The 18862-nt window shown below is 63.7% G+C and carries 16 protein-coding genes; 9 read left to right on the forward strand and 7 right to left on the reverse strand.

Annotated features, from left to right (window positions below):
- Positions 1 to 34 precede the first annotated feature (34 nt).
- Both ACTJGZ_RS05330 and ACTJGZ_RS05335 read right to left on the reverse strand, forming a co-directional pair.
- A complete protein-coding gene (locus ACTJGZ_RS05330; protein ID WP_441661906.1) occupies positions 35 to 2101 on the reverse strand; it encodes a DUF4139 domain-containing protein in 2067 nt (688 codons plus the stop codon).
- Between the two features lie 524 nt (positions 2102 to 2625).
- Positions 2626 to 3549, reverse strand: a complete 924-nt coding sequence (locus tag ACTJGZ_RS05335) for a LysR family transcriptional regulator (RefSeq protein WP_441661907.1) — start codon at positions 3547 to 3549, stop codon at positions 2626 to 2628.
- 90 nt (positions 3550 to 3639) lie between these two features.
- Here ACTJGZ_RS05335 and mdlC point away from each other — a divergent pair, with 90 nt between their 5' ends.
- The 7 genes from mdlC (at position 3640) to ACTJGZ_RS05370 (ending at position 11597) form a co-directional block, all read left to right on the forward strand.
- Positions 3640 to 5253, forward strand: coding sequence for a benzoylformate decarboxylase (gene mdlC, locus ACTJGZ_RS05340; protein ID WP_441661937.1), 1614 nt, complete (start codon positions 3640 to 3642; stop codon positions 5251 to 5253).
- Positions 5254 to 5311: 58 nt separating this feature from the next.
- Complete coding sequence (locus ACTJGZ_RS05345) at positions 5312 to 6268, forward strand: ketopantoate reductase family protein (protein ID WP_441661908.1); 957 nt, start codon at positions 5312 to 5314, stop codon at positions 6266 to 6268.
- Positions 6269 to 6310: 42 nt separating this feature from the next.
- On the forward strand, positions 6311 to 6859 hold the full coding sequence (locus tag ACTJGZ_RS05350; protein WP_441661909.1) for a TRAP transporter small permease: 549 nt from the start codon (positions 6311 to 6313) through the stop codon (positions 6857 to 6859).
- Positions 6856 to 8184 carry a TRAP transporter large permease gene (locus tag ACTJGZ_RS05355; protein ID WP_441661910.1) on the forward strand — a complete coding sequence of 443 codons (1329 nt, stop codon included), beginning with the start codon at positions 6856 to 6858 and terminating at the stop codon, positions 8182 to 8184. Before ACTJGZ_RS05350 ends, ACTJGZ_RS05355 begins: the two co-directional genes overlap by 4 nt.
- A gap of 83 nt (positions 8185 to 8267) precedes the next feature.
- Positions 8268 to 9323, forward strand: coding sequence for a TRAP transporter substrate-binding protein (locus ACTJGZ_RS05360; RefSeq protein WP_441661911.1), 1056 nt, complete (start codon positions 8268 to 8270; stop codon positions 9321 to 9323).
- Positions 9324 to 9429: 106 nt separating this feature from the next.
- Positions 9430 to 10476 carry a TRAP transporter substrate-binding protein gene (locus ACTJGZ_RS05365; protein WP_441661912.1) on the forward strand — a complete coding sequence of 349 codons (1047 nt, stop codon included), beginning with the start codon at positions 9430 to 9432 and terminating at the stop codon, positions 10474 to 10476.
- Positions 10473 to 11597 carry an alpha-hydroxy-acid oxidizing protein gene (locus ACTJGZ_RS05370; protein ID WP_441661913.1) on the forward strand — a complete coding sequence of 375 codons (1125 nt, stop codon included), beginning with the start codon at positions 10473 to 10475 and terminating at the stop codon, positions 11595 to 11597. Before ACTJGZ_RS05365 ends, ACTJGZ_RS05370 begins: the two co-directional genes overlap by 4 nt.
- Before the next feature lie 79 nt (positions 11598 to 11676).
- Here ACTJGZ_RS05370 and ACTJGZ_RS05375 read toward each other — a convergent pair whose 3' ends face one another.
- From ACTJGZ_RS05375 to ACTJGZ_RS05395, 5 genes are all read right to left on the reverse strand, one after another.
- The gene (locus ACTJGZ_RS05375; RefSeq protein ID WP_441661914.1) at positions 11677 to 12321 is read right to left on the reverse strand and encodes a YiiX/YebB-like N1pC/P60 family cysteine hydrolase; all 645 of its coding nucleotides are present in this window, start codon (positions 12319 to 12321) and stop codon (positions 11677 to 11679) included.
- Positions 12322 to 12334: 13 nt separating this feature from the next.
- A complete protein-coding gene (locus ACTJGZ_RS05380) occupies positions 12335 to 12733 on the reverse strand; it encodes a DUF4878 domain-containing protein (protein ID WP_441661915.1) in 399 nt (132 codons plus the stop codon).
- Positions 12734 to 13004: 271 nt separating this feature from the next.
- Positions 13005 to 13397 carry a DUF4878 domain-containing protein gene (locus tag ACTJGZ_RS05385; protein ID WP_441661916.1) on the reverse strand — a complete coding sequence of 131 codons (393 nt, stop codon included), beginning with the start codon at positions 13395 to 13397 and terminating at the stop codon, positions 13005 to 13007.
- A 230-nt stretch (positions 13398 to 13627) separates the two neighbouring features.
- Entirely contained in the window at positions 13628 to 14794 is a 1167-nt protein-coding gene (locus tag ACTJGZ_RS05390; protein ID WP_441661938.1) for a methionine aminotransferase, read from the reverse strand.
- A gap of 274 nt (positions 14795 to 15068) precedes the next feature.
- Positions 15069 to 15872 carry a helix-turn-helix transcriptional regulator gene (locus ACTJGZ_RS05395; protein ID WP_441661917.1) on the reverse strand — a complete coding sequence of 268 codons (804 nt, stop codon included), beginning with the start codon at positions 15870 to 15872 and terminating at the stop codon, positions 15069 to 15071.
- A 260-nt stretch (positions 15873 to 16132) separates the two neighbouring features.
- Between ACTJGZ_RS05395 and ACTJGZ_RS05400 the strand changes: the two genes are divergently transcribed.
- Complete coding sequence (locus ACTJGZ_RS05400) at positions 16133 to 17134, forward strand: PDR/VanB family oxidoreductase (RefSeq protein WP_441661918.1); 1002 nt, start codon at positions 16133 to 16135, stop codon at positions 17132 to 17134.
- Between the two features lie 146 nt (positions 17135 to 17280).
- Positions 17281 to 18402 (forward strand): Rieske 2Fe-2S domain-containing protein, encoded by a 1122-nt coding sequence (locus tag ACTJGZ_RS05405; RefSeq protein ID WP_441661919.1) that lies wholly within the window; start codon positions 17281 to 17283, stop codon positions 18400 to 18402.
- Positions 18403 to 18862 lie beyond the last annotated feature (460 nt).

Below are 18862 nucleotides of genomic sequence, written 5' to 3' on the forward strand. Positions count from 1 at the left end.
TCCAGGGCCCTTTTTCATGTCAAGACAGTCAGGCTCAGGCGCTGCGCAGGGTTTTGCGGAACGTTTCCTGCAGGGCCTCGGCTTGTTTGCGGGCGGCGAGCAGCGCCTCGTCCAATTGCGCAATGCGGTCTTCCTGTTCGGCCAGCATGCCGGCATAACGCTGCCCCAGCGCGCTATCCGCCGGGACGGCCGCCAGATTCTCACGGATACGGCCCTGATCGGCCGCCGCTTGCTCGCGCGTTTGCCGCAGATTGTTTTCCTGCGCCTGGGCGGCATGCCATTGCTGGCGGATATCCGCCAGGGATTTCAGGCGGGCAGCCGTCGCGCTGTCAGGAATCCGGCCAGACCAGGCCAGCAAGGCCTGGGCATCCGCATCCATCAAGGCAACCTGCTCTGCCCAGACGCGTTCTGCCGTGGCTTCGACGGTTTTGCTCGCGCCCGCGCCAACCTCGGCCCGCAGGCGGTAATGGGTGGCGGTTTCCCCGGATAACGCGGGGGAAGTCAGCGTCCAGCCGGACAAGCGGGGGTGTTCGATCAGCACACTGCGGGCGCCATCACTGGCGCCCTGGATCTCATAGCGGGTAACGCGCCGGTCAACATGGCTGGCGGTGAGGACGCCATCATCCAGCGTGACGGAAGCAATGCGCTCTTCGGGCTGGCTGTCCGCGCGCACCGTGACTTTGCGATCCTCGGCAAACAGCAGCAGGCGGCTGTCGCCTGCCGGAATGCCTGCCAGCTCGGCATCACCGGCATGGGCGCCCTGGGCGTCATAGACCGTCACCAGACCTGGCGGCAGGGTGGATTTCGTGTTGTTCTGCAAGGCCAGCCCGCTGACGGGGTGCAGGCTGCCGGGCCGGTAGATGGCCAGCATTTCCGCCTGAATCGGCGCATCCAGCAAAGGCAGGGCCAGTGACGCGCCCTTGGGCGCGTCCACCTTGCCAGGCAAGGTGAAACTGACGTGGCTCAGGCTTTCCTGTGTCTGCGCGGTATTGCCGCCGTCATCCGCCATGCCCAGCGCCTCCATGGCAACCGGGGCTGGCGCCGGGCGGGGCGCCATGGCTGGCATCTCGCGTTGCCGGGCGCGTGCCGCTGCCTGTAGCCCCATAGCGGCCCGGGCGTCATATCTGGCTTCCGCCAGGTTATCCACAGCCGGCCGCTCTCCTGCGCCCACAGTCACCGGGACATCCGCACGGGGGTTCCAGTATTGCTCGTGCAGGCGCTGGCTCAGCACCACCGGCGCACCGGAGGTCAGCGTCAGCTGTACCTGCTCCCAGTCTTCCCCGGTGGCGTTTTCCAGGATGGCCCAGCCTTGCAGCCGCGCCTGTTTGCCGCCATCGGTTTGCAGGCGGTAGGACGTTTTCCAGACTGGCGCCGCCACCACATAAGACAGATCGATCAGGCGTTCCTGGCCAGGGGCGAGGGTCAGGGCCAGTGTGCGGCTATCGTCGCGTTTCTGGCGCGCCACCGCTAGGCTGGCCTGACGCAATTGTTCGCGCACCTTGTCATCCTGCACGGAAAGCACGCTATCGGCGCCCAGCCTGAGGCTTTGAATCTGGCCACGGTCGTCCAGCACAGACAACAGGTATTCCTGGGTTTGGCGGCCGTCATTGCCCGCTGCGGCCGCTTCCGTTGCGACCCCCAGCACTGCGCCCTCCACACTGCGTCCCCCTGAGCTTGCCTGCACCCGTATGCCCTGCAGGGCAGCGGCCAGGCGGGGAATGGAAACTAAATCGTCCGCTTTGAAAGGCAAGGCGCGGAAAGTCTCTTCCCCGGTTTCCAGGCCATCCAGCGTGACGCCTGCCAGGCTGCCTTTGCTGTCCCTGACCAGCAGGCTTTTGAGGATGTCATTGACCTGCGCGAGCGGGACTTCCATCCGGGCATGGCCCTGGGCATCGACGGGCAGTTGCCGCTGAATTTCCGCGACACCGCCGGATGACAGGGTGACGGCCCGGATGCCGGCCGGCTGGGCCGCGCCCGCCTGGACTGGCCCAGCCCAGGCCAGGGCCAGCAGGCTGAGGATGGCGCCGTTGCGCGCAGGCCGCAGCAGGAGGGAGGCCCGGCGGGCAACAGGCGGCGAGAGATGGCGTGCAGGGTGCTTCATGGCGGGAACTCCATCGGAGGATATCGGTGCCGGCAGGCCGGGCGCGGCCTGCGCAGTACCGGAAACCGGCACACGTTACCACTGAAGAACCATTGCCATGCGTAAAGGCTTGCAACGATCCCGCGCAGGGCTGACAGGCCGCTCTGAGGGGGCTGGCGGGGCTGGGGGGTTGGCACAGGCAAACACAAAGCAGCAGTTGTGCCCTTGGCAGGCAGGCTTACTGTTTGGTTTCTTTTATGTATATATAAAGACTGTTAATGGATAAGCCCTGTGGGTAAGTGCAGTTTTAAGGGAAAACCCTTGGGCATCAATCGATTGCGCGGCCTTTTTCTTGTGCATAGCTGTTGTACGGTGCCGGGATGAAAAGTGGACAGAAAACAGGGCCCAGGCGCATCGATGGCTTGTGCACGATCGATGCACAGCTTATGCACCGGCTTTCAACGCCCGGGAATGGCCTTCAGGGATCCTGAGCGGCCGTGACGGGTTGCGCAAGGCGCCAGGCCCGTCTGGTGCCCAGCCCTGGTTCAGGAGCGGCTGGAATTTGAAGGGGTAAGTTCCATGCTTAGCAACAGGTTGCGCGCCCAGGCCAGCATGGGTTTGTGGGCATGGCGGCGGCTCCAGTGCAGGGCGACATTGAAATGGCGCAGCGGCAGTTTGGGGTCAATGATGGCGCAGTGATCGTATTCCGACAGTGCCCGGGCGATTTCATGCGGCATGATGACCGCCAGGTCGGTGTTGCGCATGATGCCGGGCAAGGCCAGGAAGTTGGACGCCATCAGGCGCACACGGTGGGTCAGTTTGAGCACCTGGAGGATGCGCAGGGTTTCGGTATGCGAGCGCACGGCGACGAATTCCAGGCTGTGCAGATGCTCTTGCCAGTCTGTCGGGCTATGGCACACCGCGCAAAGCGGATGATTCTTGCGCAGCAGCAGGCGGTAGCGGTCCACCAGGAAATCCTGGGTTTCCGTGCCTGAGACTTCCGGCAGAAAGCCCAGCGCGAAGTGCAGCCGCCCGTCATCCAGGGCCTCGGTGATATTGGCCTGCGGATACGTCCGGGCCTCGACCCGCATGCCGGGGGCATGCCGGTGCAGGCTGGCCATGATGGCAGGCAGGAAGCGGGCTTCGCCGATGTCGGTAAGGTGCAGATGCAGGCATTCGGTGGACGAGGCCGGGTCGAAGCTTTCGCCATCGCGCACGGCCGCTTCCAGCAGGGCCAGCCCGCTTTGCACGGACTGCGCCAGGCGGTTGGCGCGTTCTGTTGGCCGGACGCCGCCGCTGATGCGTTCAAACAGCGGGTCGCGCAGCAGCAGCCGCAAGCGGGTGAGCGCCTGGCTGGTGGAGGGCTGCGACAGGCCCAGCTGGAGCGCCGCGCGGCTGACGCTGCGGGTTCGGTAGATGGCGTCGAAGACGCGCAGCAGGTTCAGGTCGATGTCATTGATATTGGGCATACCAATATTAGATATTAGTCTCATGTTATTGAGCAATAAGTGGCTGCTGCCTAGACTGGCTTCAATCAACTTATGGAGCGACTGATTGCCATGCACAGCCATTCATCCCCCGATTCTCCGCGCCCGACTGTCCGCGACGCGGTGTTTCGCCTGTTTCGTGAATTCGGCATAGATACTGTATTCGGTAATCCCGGTTCAACGGAACTGGCCATGTTCCGTGATTTCCCTGAGGATTTCCGTTACGTCCTGGGCCTGCAGGAATCCGTCGTGGTCGGCATGGCGGATGGCTATGCCCAGGCCAGCGGCAACGCCGCCCTGGTGAATTTGCACTCCGCCGTGGGAGTGGGGCATGCGATGGGCAATATTTTCACCGCATTCCGCAACCAGACGCCTATGGTCATTACCGTGGGCCAGCAGGCGCGTTCCATGCTGCCCTTCGACCCTTTCCTGGGCGCGACACAGCCCACACTGATGCCGCAGCCCTATGTGAAATGGGCGTGTGAGCCGGCGCGCGGCGAAGATGTGCCCTGGGCCATGGCGCGCGCCTACCGTATCGCCATGCAGGCGCCGCGCGGCCCGGTGCTGGTGTCGGTGCCGGCCGATGATTGGGATTTGCCGTCCGAGTGGGTGCCGCCGCGCCATGTGTCGCCAGCGCGCGCGCCAGTGGCCGCGGATATCGAAAAATTGGCGCAAGCCATGGATGCGGCGCGCTGCGTGAAGATCGTCGTGGGCGCCGGGGTGGACCGGGATCGCGCGGTCGATAGGCTGGTGTCCCTGGCAGAACGCCATCAGGCGCAGGTCTATGTGGCGCCGATGTCGGCACGTTGCAGCTTCCCTGAGCGCCACCCGCTGTTCGCGGGCTTCCTGCCTGCGATTCGCGAGCAGATTGTCGAGCGTCTCGATGGCGCGGATCTGGTTCTGGTGCTGGGTGCGCCTGCGTTCAGCTATCACGTGGAAGGCAACGGGCCGCATATTCCGGCAGCAGCCAGCCTATGGCAAGTGGTGGACAATCCCGACGTTTCGGCCTGGACGCCGCTGGGCAATGCCATCGTGTCCAGCCTGGATTTAGCGGTGGAAGCCCTGCTGGCGCAGTCCTCGCCACCAGCGCGTCAGGCGCCGGCAGTGTTGCCGCCCGCGCCGCAAGCCGAAGCCAGCCTGCCCTTGTCCACCGCCTATGCCTTGCAGGCGCTGGACCGGGCCCGGCCGGACGGGATTGCGGTCGTGGAAGAAGCGCCGGGCGCGCGCGGCCTGATGCAGCGCTACCTGCCCATGTCGGGCGGCAGCAGCTTCTACACCATGGCCAGCGGCGGCCTGGGCTACAGTATGCCGGCCAGTGTCGGCGTGGCGCTGGCGCAGCGCAAGGCCGGGCGTGATGACCGCGTGATTGCCTTGATTGGCGACGGTTCCAGCATGTACTCCATCCAGGCGCTCTGGACGGCGGCGCAACTGCAATTGCCGATCAGCTTCATCATCCTCAATAACCGCCGCTATGCCGCGCTGCAAGATTTCGCGCCGGTATTCGACTACCCGCCGGGCGTGAAACCCGAAGGCACGGATTTGCCCGACCTGGACTTCGTGCTGCTGGCGCAAGGCCAGGGGCTGACCCAGGCCAGCCGGGTGGAAACCGCCGAAGAACTGGCGCAGGCGCTGCCTGGCCTGTTGTCGGCGCAGGGGCCCAATCTGCTGGAAATCGTTGTGAAGTAAGCCTGGCGGGCGGCGCCAGCGCCGCCCTGCCCCACGGGCGCAAGAGGAGGAGCGAAGAATGAAAATAACAATACTGGGCGCGGGCGCCATGGGCGCGCTGTTTGGCGGCCAGCTGGCCGAGGCGGGCCATGATGTGACCTTGCTGGATGTGGATAACGCCCGCATCCAGGCGATACAGGCGGATGGTCTGGTACTCGAAACGGGCAGCGGCCGGCGCACGGTCAGGCTGCCCATCATGCGTCCGGAAGCGGCCAGTGGCGCGCCGGATTGGCTGCTGGTCTTTACCAAGTCTGTCCACACCGATGCCGCGCTGGCGGGTGTCAGCCACCTGATTGGGCCGCAGACGTATTTGCTTAGCCTGCAAAATGGCCTGGGCAATGCCGAAAAACTGGCGCAGGTGGTGGAAGCCGGCCGGGTAGCGCATGGCATGACGACGGTACCTGCCGATGTCACGGCGCCTGGCGTTGTGCGTTCCCACGGACGGGGCTATGTGCGTTTCATGATGGCCGATGGCAGCGCCAATTCCTCACTGGAAGCATTGGCCGAGGCCATGCGTGGGGCCGGGCTGGATTGCAATGTGGCGCCGGATGTTCTGGTGGATATCTGGGAGAAGGTGGCATTCAATGCGGCCATGAACAGTATGTGCGCCTTGGCGGGCTGCCCGGTGGATGGCTTGGCGGCATTGCCCGAAGGGGTGGCGCTGGTGCATGAGACGGCAGCCGAAGTGCTGGCGGTTGCCCGCGCGCTGGATGTGGCCGTCAATGAGCCGCGTGTGGCTGCGCTGATGGATCATGCCATGGCACACCATACCGGCCATCAGCCCTCCATGCTGCAAGACCGCCTGGCGGGCCGGCCGACGGAAATCGACGCCATCAACGGCGCTGTTTGCCGCGCCGCCCGCAAGCTGGACGTGCCGGTGCCGCGCAATGAAACCCTGTGGACGCTGATGCGTCTGGCTGACCAGCATACGGTGGTGACAAAGGCGGCGGCGAAAAAGCCAGCGGCGCAGGCTTGAACGGCTGACGGCCGATGAAAAAACAAGAAAGAGGAGACGCGCATGGCCGAAACCATGGTGGATGACGACAGCGGCGTTGCTGTCGAGATGGGCCGGGCTGGCAGAGCCCTGCTCTGGGTGTGCAAGTTCGCCGCGGCAGTGGGCGGGCTGATGTTCGTGGTGCTGGTGGTGGTGTCGGTGATTTCCATCGTTGGCCGCAAGCTGTTTTCCGCGCCCGTGCCGGGCGATATGGAAATCATGCAGTTGGTGGCCGCCGCTGCCGCCGCGAATTTCTTTGCCTATTGCCACCTGATTCATGGCGATCTGAAAGTGGATCTGTTCACGGCCGCCCTGCCGCGCCGCTGGATTCACCTGCTGGAAACGCTGGGTTCCTTGGCCGTGGCGGCTTTTGGCGCCATTCTGGCATGGCGTATCGGCGCGGGCGCCGCTTCTACCATGGAGTCCGGGGAAACCTCGGCCATCCTGGCCTGGCCGGTGGGCTGGTTCCAGGCTGCCATGGTGCCGGGTTTTGCATTGCTGGCGTTGTCCGGGCTGTATCTGGCGGGCCGCAACCTGTCCGCCTGCCTGTCGTCGCAAGGGGAAGGAAAATGAGCGGTATCAGCATCGGCATGTGGATTTTCGTGGGCGTGTTCCTGTTGATGGGCCTGCGCATACCGATCGGTGTGGCCATGTTTATCGGCGGCTCGGTCGGTTATGTGTATCTGCTCGACTGGAACATGTTGCCCTGGCTCAATATGCTGAAGTCGATCCCGTTCGCCAGGTTGTCCAATTACGATCTGGTCGTGATTCCGCTTTTCCTGTTGATGGGGCAATTTGCCATTCATGGCGGTCTGAGCCGGAATCTGTTCAGTTGCGTGGCCGCTTTCATCGGACACCGGCGTGGCGGCATGGCCATGGCGGCGCTGGGCGCGAGCACCGGTTTTGGCGCCATCTGCGGGTCTTCGGTCGCGACTGCCGCCACCATGAGCCAGGTGGCCCTGCCCGAATTGCGCCGTTATGGCTATGACGGCGGCTTTGCGACCGGCACCCTGGCGGCGGGCGGCACACTGGGTATTCTGATCCCGCCTTCGGTGCCTTTGATTATCTATGCCATTCTGACGCAGGAATCCATAGGCAAGCTGTTCGTCGCCAGCATCATGCCGGCCATGGTGGCGCTGGCGGGCTATTTTCTGGTCATTCTGCTGCAGGTTTACCGGCGCCCCGAAATTGGTCCGGCGGGCCCTCGCGTGCCCTGGGCCAGCCGTTTGCGCGCCTTGCTGGATGTGTTGCCGGTGGCCCTGGTGTTCCTGGTGGTGATCGTCGGGATTTATGGCGGCTGGGCGACACCGACCGAAGCGGCTGCCATCGGCGCCGGCGCCTGCGGTTTGCTGGCGGTGGTGCTGGGCGGCTTGCGCTGGCGCGGCCTGCTGCGCTGCGTGTTGGGCACGGCTTCCGGTTCGGCCATGATTTTGCTGGTGCTGCTGGGCGCTGATGTGCTCAATACCGCGCTGGCGTTGTCGCAGATGCCGGCGGAACTGGCGGACTGGGTGCTGAGCAGCGGCGCGCAGCCCTGGGTAGTGCTGGCCATGATTCTGCTGATCTATGTCGTGCTGGGCTGCGTCATGGATTCGCTGGCGATGATCCTGCTGACGGTGCCGATTTTCTATCCCATCATCATGGGCCTGGATTTCGGCATGCCGGATGCGGATAAATCCATCTGGTTCGGCATTCTGGCGCTGATGGTGGTGGAAATCGGCCTGGTGACGCCGCCGGTGGGCATGAATGTGTTCATCGTCAACCGGATGGCCAAGGGCGTGACCTTGATGGAAACCTATCGTGGCGTCATGCCGTTCCTGATGACTGACGTGCTGCGCATCATCCTGCTGGCCGGGGTACCCGGCATTACGCTGGCGCTGGTGCACGGCATGGGCGGATAAGCCCGCCCGGATCCGGCCTGCGGCAATCTTGCCGCAGGCCGGGACGAGAGCTGCAGAAAAATTATTCACAGAGGAGACTTACCATGAAGACTTTGCAATGCCTGCTCGCCGCCGCTGCGTTGGCGACTGCCCTGCCGGCCGCTGCCGCCAAGCCTGTTGTGTTGCGCGTGCATCACTTCCTGGCGTCGAATTCCAATGCCCAGGTGAACATCATCGAACCCTGGTGCAAACGTATCGAAGAACAGTCTGAGCAGCGCATGCGCTGCCAGATCTACCCGGCCGCCCAGCTGGGCGGCACGCCGGCGCAGTTCTTCGACCAGGCGCGTGATGGGGTGGTGGATATTGTCTGGACGATTCCCACTTATGCGTCGGGCCGTTTTACCAAGACCGAAGTCTTTGAATTGCCCTGGATTACCGATAACGCGGAAGCGGGCAGCAAGGCGTTCTGGCGCTATGTGGAAGAGCACGCCCAGGACGAATACAAGGGCGTGAAACCGCTGTTTGTTCACTTGCATGACGGAACGCTGCTGCACTTCGCGGGCAAGGAGCCCAAGACCCTGGAAGAACTCAAGGGCCTGAAGGTGCGGGTGCCGACGCGCATCAATTCCACCATGATCGGCCTGCTGGGCGCCGTGCCGGTGCAGATGCCGCTGCCGCAGGTGCCGGAATCCGTGGCCAAGGGCGTGATTGATGGCGCGACCGTGCCTTGGGAAGGCATGCCGGCGATCAAGCTGAGCGAAGTGGCCAAGTGGCACCTGGACGTGCCGGAAGGCATGCCGCGTATGTCCAATACTACTTTCCTGTTCGGCATGAACCAGGCGAAGTACGACAGCCTGCCTGACGATCTGAAGGCGGTGATCGATGCCAATAGCGGTCTGGAAGCATCCGGCTGGGCGGGCCGCGCCGGTTTTGATGAACAGCTGCAACGCTTCCAGGACGAAGCGACCGGCTATGGCGGCACGATTTATCACATCACGCCGGAAGAGTACCAGCGCTGGGTAGAGGCAACCGCGCCTATCGTTGATGAATGGAAGAAGGAAGTCGCCGCCAAGGGCGCGGACGGGCAGGCGCTGTATGACGCCGCCCGTGCCCTGGTGACGGAGTACGCCCAGCCCAAGGCTGGCGGGCAGCAGCAATAACGCGCTGAAGCCACGCAGTGATACGGCGCTGGCGGCCATGGGCCGCTGGCGCCGGAGAGAAGGACCAACAAAAAATACAGGCCTGAGACAGGCCGAGGAGACGAAAATGCGTATTTCCCCCATGGCGCTGCTGTTGCCCGCCCTGCTGGCCGTCGGCGCGGTACAGGCTGCCGATAAACCCATCACCTTGCGCGTGCAGCACCCTTTGCCATCGACCTCCAGCGCGCAGAAGAACCTGATCGAGCCATGGTGCGCGAAGATCCGCGCGGAATCGGACAACCGCCTGCAATGCCAGATCTATCCGGCCATGCAGCTGGGCGGCACGCCGGCGCAATTGATCGACCAGGTGCGCGATGGCGTGGTGGATGTGATCTGGACCACGGCCACCTATGCGTCGGGCCGCTATACCAAGTCCGAAGTGTTTGAGTTGCCCTGGATTACGCGTTCCGCAGAGGCCAGCAGCAAGGCGCTGTGGACATATGTGCAGGACAATGCCCAGGACGAGTTCAAGGGGGTGCGCCCGGTGTTCCTGCATTTGCATGAAGGCGCCCTGCTGCACTTTGCCGATGGCAACAAGCCAGAGAAGCTGGAAGAGCTGCAATCGCTCAAGCTGCGCGCGCCCACCCGGCTGAACTCCCGCAGCATTGAAGCGCTGGGCGCGACGCCGGTGCAGATGCCGATGGCCGCGGTGCCGGAATCCATGGCCAAGAAGGTGATTGACGGCATTCTGGTGCCCTGGGAAAGCGCCCCGGCCATCCGTTTGCAGGAACTGGCGAAATATCATGTCGATGTGCCTGAGGGCCAGCCGCGCCTGTCCAATACTATTTTCCTGTTCGGCATGAACCCGGCGAAATACGACAGCCTGCCTGACGACCTGAAGGCGGTGATCGATGCCAATAGCGGCCTGGAAGCATCCGGCTGGGCGGGCCGCACGGCGTTTGACGATCTGAGCGGCGGTTATCGCGACCAAATCGTTGCCGCGGGCGGCGAGATTCACTATTTGCCGCAGGCCGAGTACGAGCGCTGGGTTGCTGCGACGGCACCGGTGCAGGAAACCTGGTTCAAGGAAGTGGCGGCCAAGGGGGGCGACGGCCCGGCTCTGTTGCGCCAGGCGCGTGAACTGGTCGAGCGCTACGAGGCTGAGCGTCAATGAATATCACCGCGCTGAGGGAAAAGGCCAAAAGGCGCCTGCCCCGCGCCATCTTCGATTATGTGGATGGCGGCGCGGAGGATGAGCAGACCCTGGCGGACAATCTGGCGTCGTTTGCCGATTGGCGTTTCGTGCCCAGCCGCCTGACGGATCTGCGCGCATTGCATCCGGAAACCACCTTGCTGGGCGGGCCGTCGGCCTTCCCGGCAGCGGTGGCGCCTACCGGGCTGAACGGTTTGTTGTGGCCAGATGGAGATATCGCGCTGGCGCGCGCGGCGCAGCGCGCCGGTATCCCCTTCATGTTGTCCACTGCCTCCAATGCTGCGCTGGAGGAAGTGGCGCGCCAGGCGGGCGGGCGGCTCTGGTTCCAGCTGTATGTGGTGGAGCAGGAGCTGGCGCTATCGTTGGTGCGGCGTGCCCGCGAGGCGGATTACGAGTGCCTGGCGGTGACGGTCGATGTGGTGGCCAATGGCAAGCGCGAGCGCGATGTGCGCAATGGTTTTCGCATGCCGCCGCGCTATACCCCGGCCATGGTGCTCGATGGCCTGTTGCATCCGCGCTGGACCTGGAATTATCTGCGCCATGGCATGCCGGCCCTGGGCAATTTCCAGACGCCGGAAGCGCAGTCGCCACAGGCCAGGGCGGCCTTGTTGCGCCGTTCCATGGATGCCGGTTTTTCCTGGCAGGCGCTGGAAGCGGTGCGCCAGGCCTGGCCCCGGAAACTGATTGTGAAAGGGGTGCTGGATCCTCAGGACGTATTGCGCTGCCGTGCCATGGGCGTGGATGCCGTCGTCCTATCCAACCATGGCGGGCGGCAGCTCGACAGCGCCTGGACCGGGATGGAAGCGCTGGCCGCTTTGCAGGGGATGGATCTGCAAGGGTGCGAAATCATGGTCGATGGCGGCGTGCGGCGCGGTTCGCACATGGCCAAGGCGGTGGCTTTTGGGGCCAGCGGTGTGCTGCTGGGCCGGGCAGCGCTGTATGGCCTGGCGAGCGGGGGCGAGGACGGCGCGCTGGATGCCCTGCATATTCTGCGGGATGAGTATCTGGGAACCTTGACGCATTTGGGCTGCGGCGGCACGGCGGCGCTAGACGCCGGTTTTGTGGCGCAGCGGCGCGGATAAGGCCTGGCCCGGGGCGGCGCTGGCAGCCGCTTCCGCCGTAGCATTTGCGGCGCTGTTTTAGGTTCCGGGCGCGGTGATCTTAGGGCTGCGGCGCAGCCACAGCCAGGGCAGGCGCCGCGCCGGTATCGGCGGGAGGCGGCGTGTCGTCCAGGGCGTGCAGGTGGCGCGACGCGGCCAGACGGCCGGGCAGCAGGTATTCGCCCTGCATCAGCGGAATCGCCAGGGGCGTGAATTCAACTTCCAGATCCAGCCCGGCGTCGCGCCAGGCTTGCCAGACCAGGGTGGTGCAATAGGTGCCAGCCGGGTCGGCCAGACGAAATGGCTTGCCCAGCCCGGCCTTGGCGGCTGCGACGGCTTGTTCGCGTTGCCCGGGGGCGGCCTTGCCGACATGATAGACGACGTGGCGGCGCGATAATTTGGGATCGGTAAAGAATTCCAGCGAGTCGATGACGACGCCGTCGGGGCGGCCGGGAACTTCCGAAGGAGTGGCGTGAACCACCTGCCAGCGGCCAGGCTCGCCCAGGAGCATGCCGACATGGCTGAACCCCCCGCCATCGACTGTCATGACAGCATCGCTGACCGCTTCCGTGCCTTCACGGAAGATCAGGTCGCCCGCCTTGGCGTCCGCAGGCAACGTGCTGCTGCCCGCCGCCAGCACGGCGGCGGATAGCAAAGCGCCCGCGAGTGCCAGGCACAGGCGGGCGCCGCGGGCGATTGTGGTCAAGCCCGGCACAGCCTTACTTCAGGCTGATTTTCCAGTCGCCGCCTTCTTTGACCAGATTGTTGCTGGTAGCGGAATCCTTGCCGTTGCCGAAGACCAGTTTGGAGCGGACAGCCGCGGTGTTTTTGGCTTCGTCGATGGTGACTTCAATGATTTCGACCTTCTTCAGGCCGTCATTGGCGGCAACGCGTTGTTGCATTTCGCCGACGATCATCTGGATTTTGCCTTTGGCCATGGTCATTTCGGAGGCCGGGACTTCTGCCAGGGCGATTTGCTTGGTGGCCAGTTCGACGTCACCCTTGGCGGCGGCCTTGTAGAAGGTCTCGACCACGGATTCGGGCTTGCCGCCGGAGCAGGCAGTAAGCATCAGGGCGAAGAACAGAGCGAAAAATGCGGACAGGCGTGAGCGAAGCATGGCGGGAATCCTGTGAAAACCGTGAATGAGATTGATTTTTGACGGCCCATTGTAGCGCTGCCGCACGAAATGGGCCTGCGGCCTGCGGTGTGAGGCGTAGGCCGAGCCTGCGCATTGTAGGTTTATGAGAACCTTCGTACCTATCCGGTAAGGTATCAAGTCGCAACAGGGCGGCGGGCATTGCTAAGCCGCGCCGTGCGGTGCTGTGCGGGGCTGTGAGGTAGGCAGACCGTTCCGTTGCCGTCGCGGCGGGGCCTGGTTTGGCGGCGGTTTAGAGGACGATTTTCCAGATGTTGTTATTTGTCTGGAGTCTCAGGTCTTCGGTCTTGGTGCTGCCGTTCTTGAAAATAATCCTGGCTTGTACCTCGGCTTGCGTGCCTTGGTGGCTTAGCCGGCCTTGCAGGATCTGCACCTCGGCCAGGCCCTGGTTGGCCTGCATGGTGTTTTGCATTTCCTCAATGGCGGCGCGTTGCTTGTTGCGTTCCGTGCTTTCGGCGGGATGCTGCACCTGTTCCAGCGCCAGGTCTGTGTCACCGTCGGCGACAGCCTGGTAGAACAGGCGGACAGTGCCGTTGGGCGTGTTGTTTGAGAACGTCATGCAGGCCGTGAGCCATGCGGCGAGCATGAGCATCATCAGGCTGGCAGTCAGGCGGATGGGACGCATGGCGGGTCTCCGAAGGGATGCGGGCAGAGGCTGGTTTTGGCCGGCTCAGTATGCACGGCGTGTCAGGGCCGCACAATGCCCGGGATTCCCGAGTGACAAGCGGAACAGATGGCAGTAGGACGCTGCCAGGGGGCGCCCGTTTTCTGGCACGCATGGCCTGTGGCAAGCCCAGGCGGCAAGCGCGGCTGGGCTTTGGCAGTGCAGCGGCCAGCCAGGCGGCTGCTGCCGGTTCAGACGTGTTGCAGGCGCTCCAGTGCTTGCGCCAGCGTGGGCGTTTGCTTGGCGAAGCAGAAGCGGACAATGCCGTGGTTGGAAGCGGCAGCCTGCGGATCCTGGTAGAACGCGGAAACCGGGATGACGGTGACGCCATGCTCACGGGTCAGCCAGATGGCGAAGTCGGAACCGTTCAGGTCGGATATCTGTTCATACTGCGCCAGCAAAAAGAAGGTGCCGGCGCTGGGCAGCGGGCGGAAACGGGTCTGGGCCAGGCCTTGCGCCAGGAAGTCCCGTTTTTCCTGATAAAAAGCGCTCAGCCCTTGGTAGGTCTCGGGCCTGCCCACGAAACCCGCATAGGCGTGCTGCATGGGCGTGGGCGAGGTAAACACCATGAATTGATGCACTTTGCGGAATTCGCGGGTCAGCGCCGCGGGCGCCAGGCAATAGCCCAGTTTCCAGCCGGTGGTGTGATACGTCTTGCCGAAGGAGGACACAATGAAAGAACGCGCCGCCAGCGCGGGCCGCGTGGCCATGCTCAGGTGCGGGCGGCCATCGAACAGAATGTGTTCATAGACTTCGTCCGACAGGATCAGCAGGTCATGCTGGCTGAGCAGCGCTTCCAGCGCGTCCAGGTCGGCCGGTTCCAGTACGGTGGCCGTGGGGTTGTGCGGCGAGTTGAGGATGAGCAAGCGGGTGCGCGGGGTGATGGCCTGGCGGATGGCATCCCAGTCGAAACGGAAATACGGGTCGCTGGCGGTGGGCGCGCGCATGGCGACGGCGACTGGCGTGGCGCCGGCCAGGCGGATGGCCGGGCGGTAAGAGTCGTAGCCGGGTTCGATGATGATGACTTCATCACCCGCCCCGGCAGCGCAGAAGATGGCAGCCATCAGGGCCTGCGTGGCGCCGCTGGTGACAGTGATTTCCGTGCCGCTATCGTAAGAATGGCCGTATAGCGCCGCCGCCTTGGCCGCAATGGCTTCGCGCAAGGCGGGCAGGCCGGGCATGGGGGGGTATTGATTCAGGCCGCTGGCCATGGCTTCGCTGACTTTCTGGCAGAGCGCCGGGTCAGGGTCGAAGTCGGGGAAGCCCTGGCCCAGGTTGATGGCGCCGGTTTCTGCGGCGAGTTGGCTCATGGTGGTGAAAATGGTGGTGCCGACGTCGGGCAGCTTGGACTGGATCATGGTGCGGGTCATCAAAGGGGTTTCCGCTGCGCGGGAGGCAGCGGGGCCGGACTGCCATCATAAACAGTCTGCTTATGACTGGCGGTAATGCCGGTATGACTGGCAGTGTCAGTGCCGATGGCGCTGGGGCATGGCGGGCGGGGAGTGGCGAGCAGGGAATGGCGAGCAAGGAATGGCGGGCAGGGAATGGGACGGCGCGCATGGCATCCGTCCGGCCCGGGCTGGCCGCCTGGCCGCCTGGCTGCGGTTTGCCTGCGGGCTGCTGGGGCGGCACTCAGGCAGTGCCCGCCAGCGTACAGGGGGCATTGACCAAGGCGAAGAGCTGGCTGCGGAAGTTGATGTTCAGCCGCAGGAAGGCCCGGTTGCGGTAGGTCTTGACGGTGGTTTCCTTGATGCCCAGCGTGGCGCCTATGCCAGCGTGGGTCAGGCCGCGCAAGAGCAGCAGACAGACTTCCAGTTCCTTTTCCGTCAGTTGCGGGGCGGCGCGCAGCAGCGTGATGCGCCAGCTTTCCGTGGGGGATTGCTGCCGCTGCAGGGCCAGATGCCCGCGCACCAGTTGCAGGAGCGCGGGGGTCAGTTGCTCGAAGGCCTGGATTTCAGGGTCGCTGAAGTAACCGGCATCGCGGTGGCGGTAGAGATTGAGCATCAGCGGCGTGCCGCTGTCGTCCCAGGACAGGCTGCAGAGCCGTTCGCTCATGTCGTGGCGCTGATAAATCTCTTGCCGGTACGGCGAAAAACGGATGTCTTCAGCCAGCAGATGGCCGATCAGGGGGCGCTCCATGGGCTGATGGCTTTGCATGCGGCTGGCCAGTTCGTCATGGCTGTGAAAACGCTGGGAATAGTCGTCCCAGCAACGCCAGACCAGCCGGCTATCGTGATGGCGCGAGCCCGCCAGCAGCAGGCTGGGGTGCTGGGGGGAAATGCGCAGCACGTTGAAGTGCTGCGATTTGACCCAGAATGACAGGCTGTCGAGCAGGGACGCCGGGAAGTGCTCGCTGCCCATGGCGCGGGTCAGGTTGACGATGCGTTGCAGGTCGGGCTGGGGCGAGGCGTTGGAGGTATTCCAGATACTGATCATGGCAGACGCTCTCGGTTCGATGTTGCCCCTATTCTCCGTGTAATGGCGCTGCCTGCCAATCCAGGTTTGTCCTGCTGTGCGCCAGGCAATTGCCGCCAGTTTGCCGGGATAAGCGGCTGGGGCGGGGGCAAGGTGCTTCGGCGCTGTCCTCTTCAGGGATGACAGCGCTTCTGCCGCGTGCCGGTAATCTGTTTGCCAGAGACAACTCCCGCCGGCTGCCATGGCGCAATGGCAGCGGCGCTTTCGCAGGCAGAACGATAATGAGCAACGCGCCCCACTCCATGAATTTGCGGGTCAGCCGCGTGACGGCGGAAGCCAAGGATGTGCTGGCCATCGAGCTGGTGGATCCCGACGGCGCGGCGTTGCCGCCTTTTACGCCGGGCGCGCACCTGGAAATGCGCCTGGGCAACGGCATGATCCGCCATTATTCCTTGCTCAATGATTGCAGCGAGCGCCAGCGCTACGTCGTGGGCGTGGGTTTGGCGCCGGATAGCCGCGGCGGTTCGCGTTTCATTCATGGCGGTTTGCGCGAAGGCGACAGCGTCAAGGTGACTGGGCCGCACAATCATTTCGCGCTGGACGAACAGGCTGGCGGGTATTGCCTGGTGGCGGGCGGCATCGGCGTCACGCCGATTCTGGCTATGGCGCGCTGGGCCGAACGCCAGGGCCGCCCCTGGCGGGTGATCTATACCGCGCGCGGCCGTCACCGGGCGGCTTTCTATGAAGACCTGCTGGCGCTGGATCAGGGGCGTGGCCGGGTGCAGCTGCATTTCAATGATGAACAGGCTGGCCGTCTGCTGGCGGTGGAGGCTTTGGCAGCTTCCCTGGGGCCGGACGAGCATCTGTACTGTTGCGGCCCCGATCCCTTGATGCAAGCGGTCAGGCAGGCCACGGCGGCACAGGCCGGGCGGGTGCATTTCGAATGGTTTGCCGCGCCGGTCAGCGCGCCGGGTGCCGATGCCGGGCCAGCCGCCGCCACCGCTGCCGGCAGCGGCGGCGGGTTTGAAGTCATCCTGCGCCAGAGCGGGCAAACGCTGTGGGTCAGCGAGGAACAAAGCATTCTGGAAGCCATGGAAGAGGCTGGCCTGTCGCCAGCGTTTTCGTGCCGCGCCGGGATTTGCCGTTCCTGTGAAACGCGCGTGCATGCCGGTACGCCGGATCACCGCGATCTAGTGCTGTCGGATGAAGAAAAACAGGCCAATGACACCATGCTGATCTGCTGTTCGCGTGCGCTGACGCCTGCGCTGGAATTGGAACTGTAGCGGCTCCGGAGTTTGCCATCGCCACCAGGCCGCAAGCGGCGCGAGGCATGTCATGCACAGGTTTATACATAAGTTATCAACAGATTTTTAGGCTGGCGTCAGCGGTTTGAAGCCGGGCGCGCAGCCATCAGAAAGAGGAGACAAGAATGACCCTGCCGACTTCGAACATCATCGTCAATTCCCGTAAGGCTTCGGCGCAGATGGCCACGCGCCATACGCCGTTTGTGTTTAATGAATGGTATGTCGCGGCTTTTTCCGGGGATGTCGGGCGTGAGCTGATGGCGCGCACGATCCTGGGCAAGCGCCTGGTGTTTTATCGCACGCTGGATGGCAAGGCGGTCGCCATGGAAGATCGCTGCGCGCACCGTTCGTTTCCGCTGTCGCGCAGCTGGCTGGATGGCGACACCATTGTGTGCGGCTATCACGGCTTCCGTTATGACGAGCAGGGCAATCTGATTGAAACGCCCTCGCAAAAGACCTGTCCGCGCGGGATAGGCGTCCGTTCCTATCCGCTGGCGGAAAAAGGCCCGCTGCTGTGGATCTGGATGGGTGACCCGGAGCTGGCCGATGAAAGCACCCTGCCCCATCAGCCCTGGATAGAGAATCCTGACTGGGAGTGCAGCTCAGGCTATTTTCACCATCCCGGCAATTACGTCAGCATGCACGAGAATCTGCTGGATCTGACACACCTGCAATTCCTGCATGCCAACACCATAGGCACGCCCGACTACGCCAGCGCGCCCTTTGAGCTGGATCTGAAGCAAGAAGGCTATTACCGGCTGCTGCGGCGTATTGTGCCGACGACCTTGTCGCCGGTCTGGGGCAATACCACGGGGATTACCGGCCCGACCGCCGCGCGTATCGTGACTTCCGAATTCCTGTCGCCCGGCCTGCACCGCGTCAGCGTGACGTTCTACGACACCGCCCTGCCCGAGGAAACCCGCCCGGTTTTCCATATCCATACCGCGCACATCATTACCCCGGAAACCGACCACAGCATGCATTACCACATTGTGCATGGCCGTGATTTTGCCCAGGCCGATACGGCGCTGGGGGAATTCATGCACGAGCAGCTGTTTGCCGCCTTCAAGGAGGATGTCGATGGCCTGGGGGCGCTGGAAGCCGTGATCGACGATGTGGATGAAAACCACTATGAAATCTCGGTCGGCAGCGATGCGCCTGCGGTGGCCATGCGGATTTACCTGAAAAAACGCGCCGACCGCGAGGCGCAGGCGCGCCTGGCGCAGCTGACGGGCGTCTCCGCCTGAGCAGCGCGGCCAGGACGCCCGCGGCATGCGTCCAGCAAAGACAGATCCAGCCTGGCGGTATCGCTATCCGTCAGGCTGGATGCGGCTTTCCGGCTGGCGCCGGAAAAGTTATCGACAAGGTTATCAGCCAGGTATCCACAGCGATATTCATGTCATACCAACAGGGTTATCCATAGAGATATCCACAAACCAGCAACCTAATACAAGAAAACAAGACCGGAGACATTTCATGCGTCGTCTATCCCAGGCATTGACCCCTATCGCCTTGTCGCTGGCCTGTATGGCACCCGCGCTCGGCCAGGCGCAGGACAAGGTTGTCCTGCGCGTTTCCCATTTCCTGCCGGCCACCTCCAATGCCCAGGTGAATGTCATTCAGCCCTGGTGCGATACGCTGGCACGCGAATCGCAGCAGCGCCTGACCTGCCAGATCTACCCTTCCATGCAGCTGGGCGGCACCCCT

It is taken from the genome of Kerstersia sp. (assembly GCF_052103615.1).
Taxonomy (GTDB): Bacteria; Pseudomonadota; Gammaproteobacteria; order Burkholderiales; family Burkholderiaceae_B; genus Kerstersia.